21 protein-coding genes are annotated in these 20,073 nt (G+C 36.8%); 20 read left to right on the plus strand and 1 reads right to left on the minus strand.

The features are described 5' to 3' along the window. The first annotated feature begins 5 nt into the window (after window positions 1-5). From IGJ90_RS04595 to IGJ90_RS04670, 16 genes are all read left to right on the plus strand, one after another. Entirely contained in the window at window positions 6-1,010 is a 1,005-nt protein-coding gene (locus tag IGJ90_RS04595) for a LacI family DNA-binding transcriptional regulator (RefSeq protein ID WP_002419835.1), read from the plus strand. Window positions 1,011-1,019: 9 nt separating this feature from the next. Continuing rightward, on the plus strand, window positions 1,020-1,586 hold the full coding sequence (locus IGJ90_RS04600) for a kinase (RefSeq protein ID WP_016614413.1): 567 nt from the start codon (window positions 1,020-1,022) through the stop codon (window positions 1,584-1,586). A gap of 27 nt (window positions 1,587-1,613) precedes the next feature. Further along, window positions 1,614-1,922: a hypothetical protein gene (locus tag IGJ90_RS04605; protein ID WP_161798482.1), complete on the plus strand. Its 309-nt coding sequence runs from the start codon at window positions 1,614-1,616 to the stop codon at window positions 1,920-1,922. A 56-nt stretch (window positions 1,923-1,978) separates the two neighbouring features. Beyond that, window positions 1,979-2,491, plus strand: a complete 513-nt coding sequence (locus tag IGJ90_RS04610; protein ID WP_002384748.1) for a GNAT family N-acetyltransferase — start codon at window positions 1,979-1,981, stop codon at window positions 2,489-2,491. A 30-nt stretch (window positions 2,492-2,521) separates the two neighbouring features. After that, window positions 2,522-3,280 carry an aminoglycoside adenylyltransferase domain-containing protein gene (locus IGJ90_RS04615; protein WP_438767653.1) on the plus strand — a complete coding sequence of 253 codons (759 nt, stop codon included), beginning with the start codon at window positions 2,522-2,524 and terminating at the stop codon, window positions 3,278-3,280. A gap of 23 nt (window positions 3,281-3,303) precedes the next feature. Next, window positions 3,304-3,744 carry a GNAT family N-acetyltransferase gene (locus IGJ90_RS04620; protein ID WP_010824522.1) on the plus strand — a complete coding sequence of 147 codons (441 nt, stop codon included), beginning with the start codon at window positions 3,304-3,306 and terminating at the stop codon, window positions 3,742-3,744. Window positions 3,745-3,936: 192 nt separating this feature from the next. Continuing rightward, window positions 3,937-5,091, plus strand: coding sequence for a multidrug efflux MFS transporter EmeA (gene emeA / locus IGJ90_RS04625; RefSeq protein ID WP_010709290.1), 1,155 nt, complete (start codon window positions 3,937-3,939; stop codon window positions 5,089-5,091). A 152-nt stretch (window positions 5,092-5,243) separates the two neighbouring features. Then, complete coding sequence (locus IGJ90_RS04630; protein ID WP_002361586.1) at window positions 5,244-6,560, plus strand: Y-family DNA polymerase; 1,317 nt, start codon at window positions 5,244-5,246, stop codon at window positions 6,558-6,560. Window positions 6,561-6,564: 4 nt separating this feature from the next. Continuing rightward, window positions 6,565-6,954: a hypothetical protein gene (locus tag IGJ90_RS04635; RefSeq protein ID WP_438767656.1), complete on the plus strand. Its 390-nt coding sequence runs from the start codon at window positions 6,565-6,567 to the stop codon at window positions 6,952-6,954. Window positions 6,955-7,025: 71 nt separating this feature from the next. Further along, window positions 7,026-7,223, plus strand: a complete 198-nt coding sequence (locus IGJ90_RS04640) for a hypothetical protein (RefSeq protein WP_002360617.1) — start codon at window positions 7,026-7,028, stop codon at window positions 7,221-7,223. Window positions 7,224-7,240: 17 nt separating this feature from the next. Next, window positions 7,241-7,546, plus strand: coding sequence for a hypothetical protein (locus IGJ90_RS04645; protein WP_002366431.1), 306 nt, complete (start codon window positions 7,241-7,243; stop codon window positions 7,544-7,546). A 52-nt stretch (window positions 7,547-7,598) separates the two neighbouring features. After that, window positions 7,599-8,030 (plus strand): universal stress protein, encoded by a 432-nt coding sequence (locus tag IGJ90_RS04650; RefSeq protein ID WP_002391595.1) that lies wholly within the window; start codon window positions 7,599-7,601, stop codon window positions 8,028-8,030. A 70-nt stretch (window positions 8,031-8,100) separates the two neighbouring features. Beyond that, a complete protein-coding gene (locus IGJ90_RS04655; RefSeq protein ID WP_002407079.1) occupies window positions 8,101-8,343 on the plus strand; it encodes a hypothetical protein in 243 nt (80 codons plus the stop codon). Between the two features lie 369 nt (window positions 8,344-8,712). Then, on the plus strand, window positions 8,713-9,159 hold the full coding sequence (locus tag IGJ90_RS04660; protein WP_438768311.1) for a GNAT family N-acetyltransferase: 447 nt from the start codon (window positions 8,713-8,715) through the stop codon (window positions 9,157-9,159). A 139-nt stretch (window positions 9,160-9,298) separates the two neighbouring features. Beyond that, window positions 9,299-10,012, plus strand: a complete 714-nt coding sequence (locus IGJ90_RS04665) for a DsbA family oxidoreductase (RefSeq protein ID WP_002369662.1) — start codon at window positions 9,299-9,301, stop codon at window positions 10,010-10,012. 70 nt (window positions 10,013-10,082) lie between these two features. Continuing rightward, window positions 10,083-10,478 carry a DUF805 domain-containing protein gene (locus IGJ90_RS04670; RefSeq protein WP_002358131.1) on the plus strand — a complete coding sequence of 132 codons (396 nt, stop codon included), beginning with the start codon at window positions 10,083-10,085 and terminating at the stop codon, window positions 10,476-10,478. A 185-nt stretch (window positions 10,479-10,663) separates the two neighbouring features. On the opposite strand, the gene IGJ90_RS04675 is transcribed toward IGJ90_RS04670, so the two are convergent. Then, a complete protein-coding gene (locus tag IGJ90_RS04675; protein WP_438767658.1) occupies window positions 10,664-12,085 on the minus strand; it encodes a helix-turn-helix domain-containing protein in 1,422 nt (473 codons plus the stop codon). Window positions 12,086-12,259: 174 nt separating this feature from the next. Between IGJ90_RS04675 and ebpA the strand changes: the two genes are divergently transcribed. The 4 genes from ebpA (at window position 12,260) to srtC (ending at window position 19,989) form a co-directional block, all read left to right on the plus strand. Next, the gene (gene ebpA, locus IGJ90_RS04680) at window positions 12,260-15,724 is read left to right on the plus strand and encodes an endocarditis and biofilm-associated pilus tip protein EbpA (RefSeq protein WP_438768313.1); all 3,465 of its coding nucleotides are present in this window, start codon (window positions 12,260-12,262) and stop codon (window positions 15,722-15,724) included. Window positions 15,725-15,727: 3 nt separating this feature from the next. Continuing rightward, complete coding sequence (gene ebpB / locus IGJ90_RS04685) at window positions 15,728-17,158, plus strand: endocarditis and biofilm-associated pilus minor subunit EbpB (protein ID WP_438767660.1); 1,431 nt, start codon at window positions 15,728-15,730, stop codon at window positions 17,156-17,158. Next, the gene (gene ebpC, locus IGJ90_RS04690; RefSeq protein WP_438767662.1) at window positions 17,155-19,038 is read left to right on the plus strand and encodes an endocarditis and biofilm-associated pilus major subunit EbpC; all 1,884 of its coding nucleotides are present in this window, start codon (window positions 17,155-17,157) and stop codon (window positions 19,036-19,038) included. Before ebpB ends, ebpC begins: the two co-directional genes overlap by 4 nt. Before the next feature lie 93 nt (window positions 19,039-19,131). Further along, on the plus strand, window positions 19,132-19,989 hold the full coding sequence (gene srtC, locus IGJ90_RS04695) for an Ebp pilus assembly class C sortase (protein WP_438767664.1): 858 nt from the start codon (window positions 19,132-19,134) through the stop codon (window positions 19,987-19,989). Window positions 19,990-20,073: the final 84 nt, after the last annotated feature.

A 20,073-nucleotide genomic window follows, 5' to 3' on the forward strand; every position in this document is an offset into this window, starting at 1 on the left:
TTGAGGTGAGGAACATCGTAACCATTAAAGATATAGCAGAGCAAGTCGGTGTTTCTTCAGCGACAGTTTCGAGAGTTTTGAACTATGATGAAACATTATCAGTTAGTGATGAAACGAAGAAGAAAATATTTGAAACAGCAGAAACGTTAAATTATAAAAAGCGAGCCAGAAAAAAACAAGCAGGCAAAAAGAAAATTCGGTTTGTCCAATGGTTCAGCGATCCAGAAGAACTGGATGATATTTACTATTTATCGATTCGTTTAGGTGTTGAAAAGCGGGCAGAGGAATTGGGTTTTCTTTTAGTCAAAGAATCTCTGACAAACCTTTCTCAAAAAAGATTTGATGGGACAATTGCCCTAGGAAAATTTGATGAAAAGCAAGTGGCGGCCTTAGCCGCCTTAGGCGCACCTCTTCTATTTGTAGACTTTGATGCAATGGCTTTTGGCCAAAACTCCATTGTTGTTGATTTTACTGGAAGTGTTAAAACAATTGTGCAAGAATTTTTGGCGCAAGGGCATCAGAAAATTGGTATGCTTTCTGGGCAAGAATATACGAAAGAGTCCCACGTGGCATTGGTTGATCCACGTTTTGTCGCTTTTAAAGAAACCTTAAAAGATCTGGACCTTTATCATCAAGAATGGGTTGTCGAAGCAGCTTTTTCTGTTGAAGAAGGCTATCAAGCGATGAAAGACTTTATTGAAAAAGCGGACACTCGTCCAACCGCTTTTTTCGCTGCAAGTGATACGTTGGCAATTGGCGCGATGCGGGCGTTACAAGAAGCAGCCATTCGTGTGCCAGAAGATATTTCTATCATTGGTTTTAATGATATTAGTGTCGCAAAATATGTTTCACCAACATTAACAACAGTTAAAGTTCATACTGAATGGATGGGTGAGCTAGCAGTTGAGACAATGAAAGAGTTATGCTTGAATACCCCACCAGTTCCTAGAAAAATTATTGTCGGAACGGAATTCATTCAGCGAGATTCAACGAAACATTCATCAAAATAACAGCAAAACTTGGAGAGTTTTTTCCAAGTTTTTTGCTCTTTTCTGCTTGTTTTCAACAATCAAGAAAATGGAGGGAAACAGATGCAACCGAAATTAATTATTTTACGTGGTAATTCTGGTAGTGGTAAAACAACGATAGCTAAAGCGCTTCATCAGTGTCTTAAAGAACAATCGTTATTGATTTCTCAAGATGTGGTGCGCAGAGAAATGCTTCGTGTTAAAGATGAAACAGGTAATCTAAGTATTGCTTTGTTAAAACAGTTGGTAGCTTTTGGGTATCAAGAATGCCAGTATGTGATTGTTGAAGGGATTTTTCAAAAAGCCATTTATCATTCCTTTTTTCAGGAAATAATCCATCTCTTTGAAGGAAACGTTCAGGTTTATTATTTTGATATTTCTTTTGAAGAAACGTTGAAAAGACATAGCCAGAGAAACAAGAATCAAGAATTTGGTGTCGTGGAAATGAAACGTTGGTGGCTACCAGAAGATTATTTAGAGCTTGCGGGAGAACAGCGGTTATCTGAACAACTGTCTGAAAAGCAGATTATCAGGCAAATTTTAGCAGATATTCAGTAGTAAGTGCTGCGCTTTTTAGAGAAATGGATGTTGTGGTATGATAAAAAAGAAGGAGTGGTTTCAATGGATTACCAAGAACGATTAAAAAATTTACCACCTGAAGTCATGACAGCTTTTTCAGAATCATTTATTTTTTTAATCAGTAACGATAAAGTTCAACATTTCCCTGCTCGAGACTTAACGCAAGCTGAAATGATTCAACGAGTGAAAGAGAAATTAGGTGAAGCGGTGACGTGGTCCTTATGGCAAGGGTTCGTTATTGCTGTTAATTCAGAAGAAACATGTGTTGCTGTTTTGCCCAAATATCATCAACTCGATGGTTTTGAAAATGAATAAGGGAGCGAAGAATTATTCGCTTCGTTTTATAAAATGAAAACGCTTTTCGGGAGGAAATGCTAATGTCTGAGCTAGTGGTTATTAGAGAAATGCAAGAGAAAGATATCTTAGCGCTGGATACTCAATTTGTCCAACAAGGTTGGCCAAGTCGCCAAGAGATTTTAATGAACTATTTAGAAGAACAATTAGTCAAGCAACGAACGGTTTTTGTAGCGGAGAAAAAGGCAACGCTGTTAGGTTATGTGACGTTACTGCCATTAGCTAAGGAAGGACCTTTTAAAAATTTATATCCTGAAATAGCTGATTTCAATGTATTCTTGCCATTTCAAAAACAAGGAGTGGGGCGGTTATTATTAAATCGTGCAGAAAATGTTGCCAAAAGTTATGCAGATACTGTTTCCTTGGGAGTAGGCCTGCATCCTGGTTATGGTGCAGCGCAAAGATTATATATCAAACAAGGATATGTGCCAGATGGTTCAGGAGTTTGGTTTCAAAATAAGCAGCTGAAACCAAACGAACGGTGTGTTAATGATGATGAGTTAGTTCTTTATTTATCGAAAAAACTATAGCAATTGTCAATCAATAATGGAGGAATAATCGTGGTTCATCAATTATTAGCTCAAATGGAAAATGGATATATGAAAATAATAAAAGAAAATTTAGTTGGAATATATCTTCATGGTTCTTATGCTTTTGGAACCTATTGTCATTCAGTAAGTGATTTGGATGTACTGATTGTGGTTTATGAAAAGCTTACTATTGATGAGAAGAAACAATTATTAGATTATACAATTAATATTTTAGATAAGTGGGCACCAAAAAAAGGGATAGAATTCCATGTGCTACAATTGAAAGATACAATAAATTTGAATTATCCGATTCCCTTCGATTTACATTTTTCTCCGATACATCGTTCCAGATATCTGACTAATAAAAATAAATATATTGAAGATATGATGGGATACGATGAGGATCTAGTGGCACATCTTATGATTACAAAATTATATGGAAAAGTACTCGTAGGAAAACCGATTGATTCCGTTTTTGGCTGGATAGATCAAAAGAAATATTTTGAAAGTATTGTAGCTGATGTGAAAGAGGCAAAAAAAGAAATTGTTCAACAACCTATGTACGTTATTTTAAATATGTGTAGAGTAATGGCGTTTAAGCAAGAGAATAAAATTTTATCAAAAAGGGCTGGCGGGGAATGGGGCCTAATACATTTTCCTACTAATTATCATTCGCTGATACAACTAGCTTTAAAAGAGTATCGAGGCGAAACAGTTTTGTTAGAGCAATATAATGATTCAGAATTAAATGATTTTGCGGATATTACGCTTTCGTTATTATTTAAGTAAAAATGTAAAGGAGGGTGTTACCCTTGATTAGAAAAATGAAGCCAACAGATGCAGCGGCGCTAACTATCATTAATAAAGAACAATTGGGCTATGAAGTTCCCGTTGACGTGACCTGTAAACAGATTGAGAAATTACTACTAGCCAGTGACAGAGAGTTTTTATATGTTTATGAAGAAACGAAGACAGGCAAGATTTTAGGCTATGTGCATGCGCAACTGTATGAAACAATTTATTCCCAAACGTTATTGAACGTTCTGGGATTAGCAGTGGCAAAAGAAGCAGAAGGCCGTGGAATTGGCAAACAATTAATGACGAAACTAGAAACGGAAGCTAAAAAGTGTAACTTGTCTGCGATTCGCTTAAATTCGGGGGAACAGCGTACAGCAGCACATCAATTTTATGAACACATTGGCTATATTTCTGATAAAAAACAAAAGCGATTCATTAAATACTTGGATACTTAAGTTATGTCTTTAAAAAATAACAATTTCCTTTAAAAAAATAAGTAAAAACTAGTGAAATTTTCAGCGAATTAGTGTAAAATGTATCTCAATGACTCAACGAGTGTTTCAGCCGAAACACCGTCAAAGAAAGTACATACAAAGAAACAGAAATAGCCATTTTTGATGGCTGTTTTTTTATGGAGGAGGTAAATTATGACGAAAAAAAATAGTATGATGTACTTAGCAATTTCTAACTTGTTTCTTGTTTTTCTAGGCGTAGGCCTAGTCATTCCCGTAATTCCCCAATTAAAAGAAGAAATGCATTTTTCTGGTACTACAATGGGAATGATGATTTCTATTTTTGCGATTGCCCAATTAATCACGTCGCCAATCGCAGGTGTCCTTTCGGATAAAATTGGTCGGAAAAAAATGATTGCGACGGGCATGTTGGTTTTTTCAATTTCTGAGTTATTATTTGGTTTAGCTCAAGCGAAAAGCGGTTTTTATATTTCTCGTGGTTTAGGTGGGATTGCCGCCGCTTTATTAATGCCGTCAGTGACAGCTTTTGTGGCAGATATGACCACGATTTCTGAACGTCCGAAAGCGATGGGGCTTGTGTCAGCTGCAATTAGTGGTGGTTTTATTATCGGACCAGGAGTTGGTGGTTTTATTGCTTATTTAGGCATTCGCGCTCCATTTTTTGCGGCTGCATTTTTAGCGTTTATTGGTTTTATTTTGACATTAACTGTTTTGAAGGAGCCGGAGAAACGAATTTTAGCCGCTGTTGAAGCGAAAAAAGGTTCATTTATGGATATTTTAAGAAATCCAATGTTTACCTCATTATTTGTGATTATCTTAATTTCCTCTTTTGGCCTGCAAGCGTTCGAATCTATTTATAGTATTATGGCGACTATTAATTTTGGCTTTACCACAAGTGAAATAGCAATCGTGATTACGGTTAGTGGTATTTTAGCGTTGATTTGTCAGTTGTTTTTCTTTGATGCAATCGTCCAAAAAATAGGTGAAATGGGTTTAATCCAATTAACCTTTTTTGCAAGTGCCATTTTTATTGCCGTGATTGCCTTTACAAAAAATAATTTAGTTGTTGTATTTTCAACGTTTATTGTCTTTTTAGCGTTTGACTTGTTTAGACCAGCAGTAACTACTTATTTATCCAAACATGCTGGAGATCAACAAGGAACCATCAACGGACTAAATTCGACATTTACAAGTTTTGGTAATATTTTAGGACCAATGGCAGCAGGAGCTTTATTTGATATCAATCACTTTTTCCCTTATTATGTTTCAGCAGCAATTCTGTTAGGAACGGGCTTTTTATCGTTATTTTTAAATCGAAATAAGATGTAAAAGAAAAAATAAGTATTTGGAATATAAAAATTCTGAATACTTATTTTTTTTGATCACCGACTGTTCTTGAAAAAAAACAAAAAAATAAACAGTGTTCGCTTGATTAATCGAACGTTTGTTCGTATAATGATTTTGCAAGTGAGGTGATGTTTATGAAATTTGATTATGAAAAAGAACCTAGTCGCGATATTCTTTGTATTGATTGCAAAAGTTTTTACGCTAGTGTAGAATGCGCAGAACGTGGGTTAGATCCGTTGAAAACGATGTTGGTAGTGATGAGTAATGCCGAAAATGCGGGGGGATTAGTTTTATCAGCATCGCCAATGGCAAAAAAAGTTTTAGGTGTTTCAAATGTTACGCGTAAAAATCAAGTGCCCGCTCATCCTGATTTATATGTGGTTCCGCCACGAATGAATTTGTACATGAAAAAAAATCAAGAAATCAATAATTTATATAAAAAGTTTGTCGCAGATGAAGATCACTCTGTGTTTAGTGTAGATGAATCATTTCTTGATGTAACGGCTTCTTTAAGTTATTTTCATTGTGAAACCGCCTATAAGATGGCTCGGATTATCCAAAGAGTCGTTTATAATCATGTGGGTATTTATGTGACCGTTGGGATAGGGGACAATCCGTTACTGGCTAAATTGGCGTTGGACAATGGCGCCAAACATTCGCCAGATTTTATTGCAGAATGGCGGTATGATCGTGTACCAGATACTGTCTGGCAGTTGCCTTCTTTGACAGATTTTTGTGGGATTGGTCGCAGAATGGCTAAACGACTGAATCGCTTAGGAATTGATTCTGTATATGAGTTAGCGCAAGCGAATCCGCATCTTTTACAAGAAACATTTGGCGTGATGGGGCTTCAATTGTATGCTCATTCATGGGGGATTGATCGTACCTTTTTAGGGAAAAAAGCGCAACATAAAGCTGAAAAATCATTTGGAAATAGTCAGATTTTGCCGAGAGATTATGCGCGAAGAGATCAGATTGAACTAGTCTTAAAGGAACTGACAGAACAAGTGGCTGCTCGTTTAAGGAAAGCGCATTGTCAAACGGAATGTATCACAGTCTACGTTGGTTATTCCAAAGGACAAATTGACCGTGAAGGACGAACTGGTTGGCGAAAACAACAAACGATTCCTGCAACAAACAATACAAAAGTTTTGATTACCTATGTATTAGCCCTTTTTAGAGAACATTATCTAGCGGGAACCGATGTCCGGCAATTAGGGCTTTCATATGGAAAATTAGTTTGGAATGAATCTTTACAATTAGATTTATTTTCGGAACCAGAAGAGCAAATTAGTGAAATGGAGTTAAACTATCTGATTGATAAAATCCGACAAAAATTTGGCTTTCAAGCTTTAATCCACGCCTCTTCTTTGTTGGAAGGCGCGACGGCAATTCATCGTTCAGGATTAGTCGGTGGACATGCTGGAGGAAATGTCGGTTTAGGAGGATAACATCATGAAACGAACAAAAAAAGAATTTACACCTTATAATGAGTACCATGATCGTCCCTTTGAACTGAAATGGGCGACCGCTTTTGCATTGGGGGAGTTACAAGAAGGAATCGAAGCTTCTGACGAATATTCTAAGAGAGCGTTTGAACGCTTACCGCAACAGACAACAAAAGAAATTGAAAAATACTTAGAGCAGTCTTTAAAAAATAACCAGGTTTTAGAAATCCAATTGAATACATTGGATGATTTTGGCCGTGTTCAACCGCCAATTGTTGGTGTTTTTGAAGGGATGAGTTCAATGGAGTATGCAAAAGTTGGACATACACATATTTTATTTGAAGATATTCGTCATATTAAAAGTCATGAGTTTACAAAGTGGTCGAGCCTTGATTAAAAAACTATTGTTATACGTGCGTTTTGCGAAAACATATGAGATAATGTTCATAGGTAATAGAAATAAAAATTATGGAGGTGGCTAGGATGGGACATCATTTAAAAGGACACCATGGCAAAAAAACAAACGCAAATGGCGGCTTTTTAACAAAGTTATTGGCAGGCGGCGCCTTAGTGGGCGTAGGAAAAAAGTTATACGACAATCGTGAAAAAATTAAAGAGCTGTTAAGTGACGACAAAGAAAAAAGCAACGATACTGAAAACAAATAAAGGACTGGATTGACGGAATGGTAAAAGATGCAGCGTATATTATTGAAGAGATTACCACGATTTTAGAAGGAACCTATTTTGTAATAACCAAGAAAGCGAATAAGCGCCGCATGTGTTTACATGTTTCAGATACCGCGAAAGAATTTTTACGTTGTCGACGGGAGTATGAAACATTCTTAGAGCAACAGTTTGATTATGCCACAAGGTTTTTAGAAACATGTACGGAAGATGTTTCTGTTGAAATTCAAACGGGACTACTTGAAGAAACAAATTATCAAGCATTAACCGTGGAAAAATTACAACAAATAGCCACTAAAATGTAACACAGCTGTTGTGTTAGTTTTGATTCTTAATTTGGTTAAGGAGGCGGATAAAATGTCAGTATATCAACATATTTTGGTTGCTCTTGATGGCTCAGATCAATCTGAAAAAGCTTTTCATGAAGCTGTCAGGATTGCCAAAGAGGAACAAGCCACTCTTTATTTAGCTACAATTATTAATGATGCTGAATTTACGACGAGTCCATTTTCTTTTGAAGAATTGTATGATTTAGAAAAACACAAGTCAGAAGAGATGCTCACTGAAAAGGCAAAACAAGCGAGTGAAATTGGTGTAAAAACAGTCAAAAAAATTGTTGAGCTTGGGAGCCCAAAACGTTATCTTGCCAACACGATTTCTGAAAATTATGCCATAGATTTAATTGTGCTAGGTGCCACGGGAAGAGGTGCTATTCAACGAACCTTGATTGGTTCTACTACAGATTATGTGGTTAACCATGCTTTGTGCAATGTCTTAGTCGTTCGCTAATTGTGAGTAAATAATCAAGGGAACAATGTTTTATCGGGACGTTTTTTTAAATTAAACGAGAGGTGAGTTTATGAAAACAAAAATCGGAAAAACAGTTATCTTGTCAGCGTTTTTATTCACAAGTTTCCTTTTACTGAGTGGTTGTACCTCGGCTGGCGAAGAGATGGAAAAAACAATTGATCGAAAGAAAGAAAAAGTCGATAAAACGGTCGATAAGCAGAAACATAAAAATGAAAATTCCATGGAAAGTTACGACGAAAAAGTTGACCGTTCTTTAGATAGTCAAGAAGACAAAATCGATACTACTGAGTAACGGGAAAGCTTTCAACTATCGGCTAGTAAATAAATAATATACAAAAGGGAGCATCCACTGCAGTTATTTCTCACAGCGGATCCTCTCTTTTGTGGTTAAAAAGAAAAAGTTAACTGCTCCCCAACAGTTAACTTTTAATCATGTTGCACATAGTTAAAACACTCTATATATCATTTATATCATTTGAAACGGGTAGTGTAAAAAGAAATCTCTTGAAAAGAGTCTCCATTTATAGGGAAGATTTCCCATAAAAAAGAGAAACGTATAATCACAGAGAGTTAGAGAAAGCAAAGGGAAATAAGTATGTTAAAATAAGAAGCAAGAAAGAATACAAGTATGCAGAAAATAACAACTAATTAGGTGAAAACAATGGAAATACATTTTGAAAAAGTAACAAGCGATAATCGTAAAGCAGTGGAAAACCTACAAGTTTTCGCTGAACAACAAACCTTCATTGAATCAATGGCAGAAAATCTAAAAGAATCTGACCAATTTCCAGAATGGGAATCGGCAGGTATTTATGACGGCAATCAATTAATCGGCTATGCCATGTATGGACGTTGGCAAGATGGGCGCGTTTGGCTAGACCGCTTTTTAATTGATCACCGGTTCCAAGGACAAGGTTATGGGAAAGCAGCCTGTCGACTTTTAATGTTAATGCTAATAGAAAAATACCAAACAAACAAGCTATACTTGAGTGTTTATGATACGAACAGCTCAGCAATTCGGTTGTATCAACAACTCGGTTTTGTATTTAATGGTGAATTAGATACGAATGGTGAGCGGGTAATGGAATGGACACATCAGAATAAGTAGATAGAACAGGTGAGACAAAAGCCATAGCGCATTTTGTTTCATCTTTTTCTTTTAATTGGCTTCGTTTGTTTACTTTTAGTAAGTAAAATGGTAAATTTAGTTCAATCTGTTTTGAAAAAAGAGTTACTGGAGGGTAAGGATGAAAATAGAATTTTTCCATGATGTTATTTGTAGTTTTTGTTTTCCAATGTCTGACCGCATGCATGAGATTCAACAAGAATTTCCTGAAATTGAATTGATTCATCGGTCGTTTGCGTTGGGATGGTCAGCAAACGATTTTGAAACAATGTTTGGCTCACGAGCAGCAGTAAAAGAAGAAGTTTTGACGCATTGGGTGCATGCCAATCAAAACGATTCAAAGCATCGTTTTAATATTGAAGGGATGAGGAAGCAACGATTTGATTTTCCAACATCAAAGAATGCATTATTAGCAGCAAAAGCAGCTGGATACATTGGCAACCAAGACACTTATTGGTTACTGTTTGATAAGTTACAAGAAGGTTTATTTATGAGAAGTTTAAATATTGAAGAGCCAGAAGTAATTGAGGAGCTAGTAAAAGAGACAACGATTGATTTTGCTTTATGGAAAGAAGCTGTTGCTTCCGAGGCTGTTTGGACGGCGGTTCAAGAAGATTTCGCGCTAGCTTCTGCTTATGGTTTACAAGGAGTTCCCGCACTAATCATTAATCAAAAATATTTAATTAATGGTGCAGTACCGAAACAGCAAATCAGCCAAACTATTCAAAAAATTCTCGCAGAAGAAAAACAACAGCAACCGTTAGTTTCATTAACTCCTTCTTCTGAAGAGTCAGCTTCGTGTGAGTTTAAGGAAGGCACATGGACGTGTCATTAAGCAGCATAAAATAACGTTATTCTTTGACAAAACGAAAGACTTCTGTAATAGTTAATGCGGGGGTGATAATATGTTTAACGCGTATAGAGAATACTGGAATAATATTACAACAATGAATGCGTCAGCAACACGAGCACAATATTGGTGGCCACAATTAATTAATTATTTGGTGTTAGGGATTTATTCAGCAATTACGGGCGTTTACAGATATATTGAAGTAACACCCAATGATGGAACAATCATTAAAGAATGGAATACTGTGACCATTATCTTTTTCTTGCTGACTGCTTTAATTTGGTTGGCAAACTTTACTGTTCGAGCAAGAAGATTGCATGATCGCGACCACAGTAACTGGTGGATTTTATTCTATTTACTTCCTTTTATCGGTACTTTAGTGATCTTCATTACATTAATTTTGCCAAGTAAAAGTCACACAAGATGGCCAGTAAATCAATCAGAAATTTAATTTGCTGGTTTCGTTTAGCTGATTATCTTAAGAGTGAAAATAGGACATAAGTCGAAATGACTTATGTCCTATTTTCTTTTTGATTTCAGAAAAATAAAAATATCTTCTGTATGATGGCACCTCACATTACGCGGTTCTTGATAAAAGGGCTATCTTTTTGGTAGATAGGGAAAACCATTAAGACGTTAAAAGTTTAATAAATCGAGCAATTCTCTTTTGTTAGAAAATAAGATAGCATCATTAATTAAAATACTTGGAACACTGGTTTCAAGTATTGGTTGATTGGTAATAATCAAATCAAATTCTTCAAGTTGATGGTCACCTAATTGTTCTTCCGTAATTGCTAACGTATTTGAACGAATCCGATGCAAAGCTAAAATATCGTGGACATAGTTTCCAATATATTGACTATGATTCAGGCCCATGTCGCTAATAATCAAAATCTTTTTTGAGTCGAAACTCTGGTTAATTTCTGGAAAAGTATTAAGCAACCAAAAAATATAAGAAGATGAATAGTTTAATAGATTTGTTTCTAAAAGAGCGGAAAAGAAATGCAATTCTGCTTTTAATCGTGCATATAAGTGAAGCTGAGTAAAATGAATTTGTCGAGTGAAAAAGGTGGCCCTTTGTGTCAATTCGGAGGTGTCAAAAGGCACTAATTGAGAAAACAAATAAAGACAGGTTAACAAGTGAACAGCGAAGTCGACGACTTCTTCTGTTAATTGTTCAATCTGTGAAAAAGCATTAAATTTTAAATTTTCACGTATTCTTTGACTGATGACTTCTTGGTCTTCGGAGTAGTATTGCTGAAAAGCGCCTCTTTGAAAATACCGGAGAACTTCCCGATAGGTCTCACGGCTGAGTCCAGTAAAATGACGACTGAGTAAAAGATAATCTTCCATTTTGATTGGACTCTTTTTATCTGTTTTTTTCTGGAAACGTTGTTGAAATCCTTGATGCTCTCTTAATAAATCAACAATAAAATACATAATAAAGAAATCGTGTTCATAACTGTTATCCATACTAATAATATTTAATTGGCATTGATTACGGCGCATTAATTGTTTGATTTCCTGCTTATCTAATTGATAAGGCAATTCATAATGACCATAATACATTAAAAAGAAAAAGGTTGTAAAAATACGTAAAGGCAATTCTTCTGTTTGGCTAGTTAATTGATAGCCTTGATCAACGATAACGCGAAGAGAGTAAGTTTCCAAGACCTGATTACACTGCTTCAATTTTCGAGCAAAAGAAGAGCGACTAATATTGATGGTATCGCAATAATATTCGATGGTTTTGCCAGGATTTTGGATAAATTCATGGAGCAATTGGGTGGTCGTTGACGTTTTTGCCATATCCGTCAGCATGTTTAAATATAAGGACACATTAAAGTTTTCTAAACGATAGCCTAATTTATGCGATGTTTTAATGGTTAAACTTTCGCCCCAACGCTGTTTAATCTCCTCAATATAACGAATAAAAGTAGACTCAGAACTACCAATATATTTTGCAAGTTCTTTTTTAGTCATCCATTTATCAGAAATGGATAAGACACGAATGATTTCTTCCATTTTCCGATAATTTTTTTCTAAAAACCTAATCATATTGTTTCCTCCCAAGTCCTTTACTTTAATGAAACAATCATCGAAACAATAACGCAATTTCAGAAATGAAACCGCTTGGTATGAAAGCTGGTGTGATTTAATGAGCTCCTTCTCTGTATAATAATTATCAGATTAGAATAATGAAATTTTACGTGCTAGGCAATTCTAATTTAACTGTTAATTCATAAAAGAAAGGAGAGAACAGACATTAAATTACTAAAGAAATTTGGGGTTTTCGGCGTAGTCTTTTTACTTGTTTCATCCTATTTCATACCGCTCATTGGCTATGCAGAAACAGCCAAAGAAGTTGAAATTACATCCGCTCAAATGATAACAGATGAGAATGATAAAACGAATATTAATATCGAGTTAAATCTTCTCAACCAAACAGAGCAGCCATTACAACGAGAAATTCAATTGAAAAATGCACAGTTCATGGATACTGCTGTAATTGAAAAAGACGGATATTCTTACCAAGTGACTAATGGTACGCTTTATCTGACTTTGGACGCACAAGTAAAAAAGCCGGTACAGCTTTCGTTAGCTGTTGAGCAAAGTTCGCTTCAAACAGCTCAGCCACCTAAGTTATTGTATGAAAACAACGAATATGATGTTTCAGTTACTTCTGAAAAAATAACAGTAGAGGATTCTGCTAAAGAATCAACTGAACCAGAAAAAAAAACTGTACCAGAAAATACGAAAGAAACTAACAAAAATGATTCGGCTCCAGAAAAAACAGAACAGCCGACCGCAACAGAAGAGGTAACAAATCCATTTGCAGAAGCAAGAATGGCGCCAGCCACTTTGAGAGCGAATCTGGCACTGCCTTTAATTGCACCACAATACACGACGGATAATTCTGGTACTTATCCGACAGCTAAGTGGCAGCCCACAGGCAATCAAAATGTGCTAAACCATCAAGGGAATAAAGACGGTGGTGCCCAATGGGACGGCCAAACGAGTTGGAATGGGGACCCTACTAATCGCACAAATTCTTATATTGAGTATGGCGGTACAGGAGACCAAGCCGATTATGCCATCCGAAAATATGCTAGAGAAACAACAATACCAGGGCTTTTTGATGTATATCTTAATGTGCGTGGGAATGTTCAGAAAGAAATCACGCCATTGGATTTGGTCTTAGTCGTTGACTGGTCCGGTAGTATGAATGAAAACAATCGGATTGGTGAAGTACAAAAAGGAGTGAACCGTTTTGTTGATACATTGGCAGATAGCGGTATTACCAATAACATCAACATGGGCTATGTTGGCTACTCAAGTGACGGTTATAATAACAACGCCATTCAAATGGGGCCGTTTGATACAGTCAAAAATCCAATTAAAAATATTACGCCAAGTAGCACTAGAGGAGGAACTTTCACTCAAAAAGCATTAAGAGATGCTGGTGATATGTTAGCAACGCCAAATGGACATAAGAAAGTCATTGTACTTTTAACGGATGGCGTCCCAACCTTCTCTTATAAAGTGAGTCGAGTTCAAACAGAGGCGGATGGTCGCTTTTACGGGACACAATTTACGAATCGACAAGATCAACCAGGTAGCACTTCTTATATCTCTGGTAGCTATAATGCGCCAGATCAAAACAATATCAGTAAACGAATTAACAGTACGTTTATCGCCACGATAGGTGAGGCAATGGCCTTAAAAGAACGTGGGATTGAAATACATGGATTGGGCATTCAATTGCAAAGCGATCCACGAGCTAATTTATCTAAACAACAAGTTGAAGATAAAATGCGCGAGATGGTGTCAGCCGATGAAAATGGAGACCTTTATTATGAATCCGCGGATTATGCACCAGACATTTCTGATTATTTAGCGAAAAAAGCCGTTCAGATTTCAGGAACGGTTGTAAACGGAAAAGTAGCTGATCCAATTGCTGAACCTTTTAAATACGAGCCAAATACATTATCAATGAAAAGTGTGGGTCCTGTTCAGGTTCAAACATTACCAGAAGTGTCGCTAACAGGCGCTACAATTAATAGTAATGAGATTTATTTGGGTAAAGGGCAAGAAATTCAAATTCATTATCAAGTACGTATTCAAACAGAGTCAGAAAACTTCAAACCTGATTTTTGGTATCAAATGAATGGTCGGACAACGTTTCAGCCATTAGCCACGGCCCCTGAAAAAGTTGATTTTGGGGTTCCTTCTGGAAAAGCACCTGGCGTGAAGTTAAACGTGAAAAAAATCTGGGAAGAGTATGATCAAGACCCAACAAGTCGGCCAGATAACGTGATTTATGAAATTAGTAGAAAGCAAGTAACTGACACAGCCAACTGGCAAACTGGGTATATTAAATTATCAAAACCAGAAAATGATACCAGCAATAGTTGGGAGCGCAAAAATGTAACCCAACTTTCCAAAACCGCGGATGAAAGCTATCAAGAAGTTCTTGGGCTTCCCCAATACAACAATCAAGGACAAGCTTTCAATTACCAAACAACCCGTGAATTAGCAGTTCCTGGTTACAGTCAAGAAAAAATCGACGATACTACTTGGAAAAACACGAAGCAGTTCAAGCCATTAGATTTAAAAGTAATCAAAAATTCTTCCTCAGGTGAGAAAAACTTAGTGGGAGCCGTCTTTGAATTGAGTGGTAAAAATGTTCAAACAACATTAGTGGACAATAAAGATGGTAGCTATTCCTTGCCAAAAGATGTGCGCCTACAAAAAGGGGAACGCTATACATTAACTGAAGTAAAAGCACCTGTAGGACATGAGTTAGGCAAGAAAACGACTTGGCAAATTGAGGTGAATGAGCAAGGCAAAGTAAGCATCGATGGACAAGAAGTGACCACCACAAATCAAGTTATTCCATTGGAAATTGAAAATAAATTTTCTTCTTTGCCAATCAGAATTAGAAAATACACCATGCAAAATGGCAAACAAGTGAACTTAGCAGAGGCGACTTTTGCGTTGCAAAGAAAAAATGCTCAAGGAAGTTACCAAACTGTGGCAACTCAAAAAACAGATACTGCAGGATTGAGCTATTTTAAAATTAGTGAACCTGGTGAGTATCGAATGGTGGAACAATCAGGACCATTAGGCTACGACACTCTTGCTGGAAATTATGAATTTACTGTTAATAAATATGGGAAAATTCACTATGCAGGCAAAAATATTGAAGAAAATGCGCCAGAATGGACACTGACACATCAAAATCATTTGAAACCTTTTGACTTAACGGTTCATAAAAAAGCCGATAATCAGACGCCACTTAAAGGAGCGAAATTCCGTTTAACAGGACCAGATACGGATATTGAATTACCAAAAGATGGCAAAGAAACGGATACTTTTGTTTTTGAAAACTTAAAACCAGGGAAATATGTCCTAACAGAAACCTTTACGCCAGAAGGATATCAGGGGTTAAAAGAACCAATCGAATTAATAATTCGCGAAGATGGTTCAGTCACGATAGATGGGGAAAAAGTAGCGGATGTTTTAATTTCTGGAGAGAAGAATAATCAAATTACTTTAGATGTTACGAACCAAGCAAAGGTTCCTTTACCTGAAACTGGCGGCATAGGACGCTTGTGGTTTTACTTGATAGCGATTAGTACATTCGTGATAGCGGGTGTTTATCTCTTTATTAGACGACCAGAAGGGAGTGTGTAATCGATGAAAAACGCACGTTGGTTAAGTATTTGCGTCATGCTACTCGCTCTTTTCGGGTTTTCACAGCAAGCATTAGCAGAAGCATCGCAAGCAAGCGTTCAAGTTACGTTGCACAAATTATTGTTCCCTGATGGTCAATTACCAGAACAGCAGCAAAACACAGGGGAAGAGGGAACGCTGCTTCAAAATTACCGGGGCTTAAATGACGTCACTTATCAAGTCTATGATGTGACGGATCCGTTTTATCAGCTTCGTTCTGAAGGAAAAACGGCCCAAGAGGCACAGCGTCAATTAGCAGAAACCGGTGCAACAAATAGAAAAACGATCGCAGAAGATAAAACACAGACAATAAATGGAGAAGATGGAGTGGTTTCTTTTTCATTAGCTAGCAAAGATTCGCAGCAACGAGATAAGGCCTATTTATTTGTTGAAGCGGAAGCACCGGAAGTGGTAAAGGAAAAAGCTAGCAACCTAGTAGTAATTTTGCCTGTTCAAGATCCACAAGGGCAATCGTTAACGCATATTCATTTATATCCAAAAAATGAAGAAAATGCCTATGACTTACCACCACTTGAAAAAACGGTACTCGATAAGCAACAAGGCTTTAATCAAGGAGAGCACATTAACTATCAGTTAACGACTCAGATTCCAGCGAATATTTTAGGATATCAGGAATTCCGTTTGTCAGATAAGGCGGATACAACGTTGACACTTTTACCAGAATCAATTGAGGTAAAAGTGGCTGGAAAAACAGCTACTACAGGTTACACACTGACGACGCAAAAGCATGGATTTACGCTTGATTTTTCAATTAAAGACTTACAAAAATTTGCAAATCAAACAATGACTGTGTCGTATCAAATGCGTTTAGAAAAGACCGCTGAACCTGACACTGCGATTAACAACGAAGGACAATTAGTCACGGACAAGCATACCTTGACTAAAAGAGCCGCAGTTCGTACAGGCGGCAAGTCTTTTGTCAAAGTTGATAGTGACAATGCGAAAATCACCTTGCCAGAGGCTGCTTTTATCGTCAAAAATCAAGCGGGGGAATACCTTAATGAAATAGCAAACGGGTATCGTTGGCAAAAAGAAAAAGCATTAGCTAAAAAATTCACGTCTAATCAAGCCGGTGAATTTTCAGTTAAAGGCTTAAAAGATGGCCAGTACTTCTTGGAAGAAATCTCTGCACCAAAAGGTTATCTTCTGAATCAAACAGAAATTCCTTTTACGGTGGAAAAAAATTCTTATGCAACGAACGGACAACGAACAGCACCGTTACATGTAATCAATAAAAAAGTAAAAGAGTCAGGCTTCTTACCAAAAACAAATGAAGAACGTTCTATTTGGTTGACGATTGCAGGCCTGCTAATCATTGGGCTGGTAGCCATTTGGCTATTTTATCAAAAACAAAAAAGAGGAGAGAGAAAATGAAGCAATTAAAAAAAGTTTGGTACACCGTTAGTACCTTGTTACTAATTTTGCCACTTTTCACGAGTGTATTAGGGGCAACAACTGCATTTGCAGAAGAAAATGGGGAGAGCGCACAGCTCGTGATTCACAAAAAGAAAATGACGGATTTACCAGATCCGCTTATTCAAAATAGCGGGAAAGAAATGAGCGAGTTTGATAAATATCAAGGACTGGCAGATGTGACGTTTAGTATTTATAACGTGACGAGCGAATTTTACGAGCAACGAGCAGCAGGCGCAAGCGTCGATGCAGCTAAACAAGCTGTCCAAAGTTTAACTCCTGGGAAACCTGTTGCTCAAGGAACCACCGATGCAAATGGGAATGTCACTGTTCAGTTACCTAAAAAACAAAATGGTAAAGATGCAGTGTATACCATTAAAGAAGAACCAAAAGAGGGTGTAGTTGCTGCTACGAATATGGTGGTGGCGTTCCCAGTTTACGAAATGATCAAGCAAGCAGATGGTTCCTATAAATATGGAACAGAAGAATTAGCGGTTGTTCATATTTATCCTAAAAATGTGGTAGCCAATGATGGTAGTTTACATGTGAAAAAAGTAGGAACTGCTGAAAATGAAGGATTAAATGGCGCAGAATTTGTTATTTCCAAAAGCGAAGGCTCACCAGGCACAGTAAAATATATCCAAGGAGTCAAAGATGGATTATATACATGGACAACGGATAAAGAACAAGCAAAACGCTTTATTACTGGGAAAAGTTATGAAATTGGCGAAAATGATTTCACAGAAGCAGAGAATGGAACGGGAGAATTAACAGTTAAAAATCTTGAGGTTGGTTCGTATATTTTAGAAGAAGTAAAAGCTCCAAATAATGCAGAATTAATTGAAAATCAAACAAAAACACCATTTACAATTGAAGCAAACAATCAAACACCTGTTGAAAAAACAGTCAAAAATGATACCTCTAAAGTTGATAAAACAACACCAAACTTAGATGGTAAAGATGTGGCAATTGGCGAAAAAATTAAATATCAAATTTCTGTAAATATTCCATTGGGGATTGCAGACAAAGAAGGTGACGCTAATAAATACGTCAAATTCAATTTAGTTGATAAACATGATGCAGCCTTAACTTTTGATAACGTGACTTCTGGAGAGTATGCCTATGCGTTATATGATGGGGATACAGTGATTGCTCCTGAAAATTATCAAGTGACTGAACAAGCAAATGGCTTCACTGTCGCCGTTAATCCAGCATATATTCCTACGTTAACGCCAGGCGGCACACTAAAATTCGTTTACTTTATGCATTTAAATGAAAAAGCAGATCCTACGAAAGGCTTTAAAAATGAGGCGAATGTTGATAACGGTCATACCGACGACCAAACACCACCAACTGTTGAAGTTGTGACAGGTGGGAAACGTTTCATTAAAGTCGATGGCGATGTGACAGCGACACAAGCCTTGGCGGGAGCTTCCTTTGTTGTTCGTGATCAAAACAGTGACACAGCAAATTATTTGAAAATCGATGAAACAACGAAAGCAGCAACTTGGGTGAAAACAAAAGCTGAAGCAACTACTTTTACAACAACGGCTGATGGATTAGTGGATATCACAGGGCTTAAATACGGTACCTATTATTTAGAAGAAACTGTAGCTCCTGATGATTATGTCTTGTTAACAAATCGGATTGAATTTGTGGTCAATGAACAATCATATGGCACAACAGAAAACCTAGTTTCACCAGAAAAAGTACCAAACAAACACAAAGGTACCTTACCTTCAACAGGTGGCAAAGGAATCTATGTTTACTTAGGAAGTGGCGCAGTCTTGTTACTTATTGCAGGAGTCTACTTTGCTAGACGTAGAAAAGAAAATGCTTAATTTCTAGCATCACCGAAGAAATTTTTAGAAAAACAAAGAGCCTGGGCCAATCACTGTCCCAGGCTCTCATGCTTTATTTTTAAGGAGGAAGCAATGAAGTCAAAAAAGAAACGTCGTATCATTGATGGTTTTATGATTCTTTTACTGATTATTGGAATAGGTGCATTTGCGTATCCTTTTGTTAGCGATGCATTAAATAACTATCTGGATCAACAAATTATCGCTCATTATCAAGCAAAAGCAAGCCAAGAAAACACCAAAGAAATGGCTGAACTTCAAAAAAAAATGGAAAAGAAAAACCAAGAATTAGCGAAAAAAGGCAGCAATCCTGGATTAGATCCTTTTTCTGAAACGCAAAAAACAACGAAAAAACCAGACAAATCCTATTTTGAAAGTCATACGATTGGTGTTTTAACCATTCCAAAAATAAATGTCCGTTTACCAATTTTTGATAAAACGAATGCATTGCTATTGGAAAAAGGAAGCTCCTTGTTAGAAGGAACCTCCTATCCTACAGGTGGTGCGAATACACATGCGGTCATTTCAGGCCATCGTGGTCTCCCTCAAGCCAAATTATTTACAGATTTGCCAGAATTAAAAAAAGGCGATGAATTTTATATCGAAGTTAATGGGAAGACGCTTGCTTATCAAGTAGATCAAATAAAAACCGTTGAACCAACTGATACAAAAGATTTACACATTGAGTCTGGCCAAGATCTCGTCACTTTATTAACTTGCACACCGTATATGATAAACAGTCATCGGTTATTAGTTCGAGGACATCGTATCCCATATCAACCAGAAAAAGCAGCAGCGGGGATGAAAAAAGTGGCACAACAACAAAATTTACTATTATGGACATTACTTTTAATTGCCTGTGCGTTAATTATTAGCGGCTTCATTATCTGGTACAAGCGACGGAAAAAGACGACCAGAAAGCATGGAAATTAACGATTCGTATAATAAAAGTGACTATGTTTTTATTTTTTTAAACCCTTTACGTAGTAAATCAATGACCAAACCTAAGCAAAAATA

Source organism: Enterococcus sp. AZ129, from assembly GCF_051714505.1.
Classification (GTDB): domain Bacteria; phylum Bacillota; class Bacilli; order Lactobacillales; family Enterococcaceae; genus Enterococcus; species Enterococcus faecalis.

Bases quoted from the DNA above. Each gene is read 5' to 3' on its own strand.
- IGJ90_RS04605 (WP_161798482.1), top strand. From the start codon at position 1,614: ATGTTGTGGTATGATAAAAAAGAAGGAGTGGTTTCAATGGATTACCAA.
- IGJ90_RS04610 (WP_002384748.1), top strand. From the start codon at position 1,979: ATGCTAATGTCTGAGCTAGTGGTTATTAGAGAAATGCAAGAGAAAGAT.
- emeA (WP_010709290.1), top strand. From the start codon at position 3,937: ATGACGAAAAAAAATAGTATGATGTACTTAGCAATTTCTAACTTGTTT.
- IGJ90_RS04630 (WP_002361586.1), top strand. From the start codon at position 5,244: ATGAAATTTGATTATGAAAAAGAACCTAGTCGCGATATTCTTTGTATT.
- IGJ90_RS04635 (WP_438767656.1), top strand. From the start codon at position 6,565: ATGAAACGAACAAAAAAAGAATTTACACCTTATAATGAGTACCATGAT.
- IGJ90_RS04640 (WP_002360617.1), top strand. From the start codon at position 7,026: ATGGAGGTGGCTAGGATGGGACATCATTTAAAAGGACACCATGGCAAA.
- IGJ90_RS04645 (WP_002366431.1), top strand. From the start codon at position 7,241: ATGGTAAAAGATGCAGCGTATATTATTGAAGAGATTACCACGATTTTA.
- IGJ90_RS04650 (WP_002391595.1), top strand. From the start codon at position 7,599: ATGTCAGTATATCAACATATTTTGGTTGCTCTTGATGGCTCAGATCAA.
- IGJ90_RS04655 (WP_002407079.1), top strand. From the start codon at position 8,101: ATGAAAACAAAAATCGGAAAAACAGTTATCTTGTCAGCGTTTTTATTC.
- IGJ90_RS04660 (WP_438768311.1), top strand. From the start codon at position 8,713: ATGGAAATACATTTTGAAAAAGTAACAAGCGATAATCGTAAAGCAGTG.
- IGJ90_RS04665 (WP_002369662.1), top strand. From the start codon at position 9,299: ATGAAAATAGAATTTTTCCATGATGTTATTTGTAGTTTTTGTTTTCCA.
- IGJ90_RS04670 (WP_002358131.1), top strand. From the start codon at position 10,083: ATGTTTAACGCGTATAGAGAATACTGGAATAATATTACAACAATGAAT.
- IGJ90_RS04675 (WP_438767658.1), bottom strand. From the start codon at position 12,085: ATGATTAGGTTTTTAGAAAAAAATTATCGGAAAATGGAAGAAATCATT.
- ebpB (WP_438767660.1), top strand. From the start codon at position 15,728: ATGAAAAACGCACGTTGGTTAAGTATTTGCGTCATGCTACTCGCTCTT.
- ebpC (WP_438767662.1), top strand. From the start codon at position 17,155: ATGAAGCAATTAAAAAAAGTTTGGTACACCGTTAGTACCTTGTTACTA.
- srtC (WP_438767664.1), top strand. From the start codon at position 19,132: ATGAAGTCAAAAAAGAAACGTCGTATCATTGATGGTTTTATGATTCTT.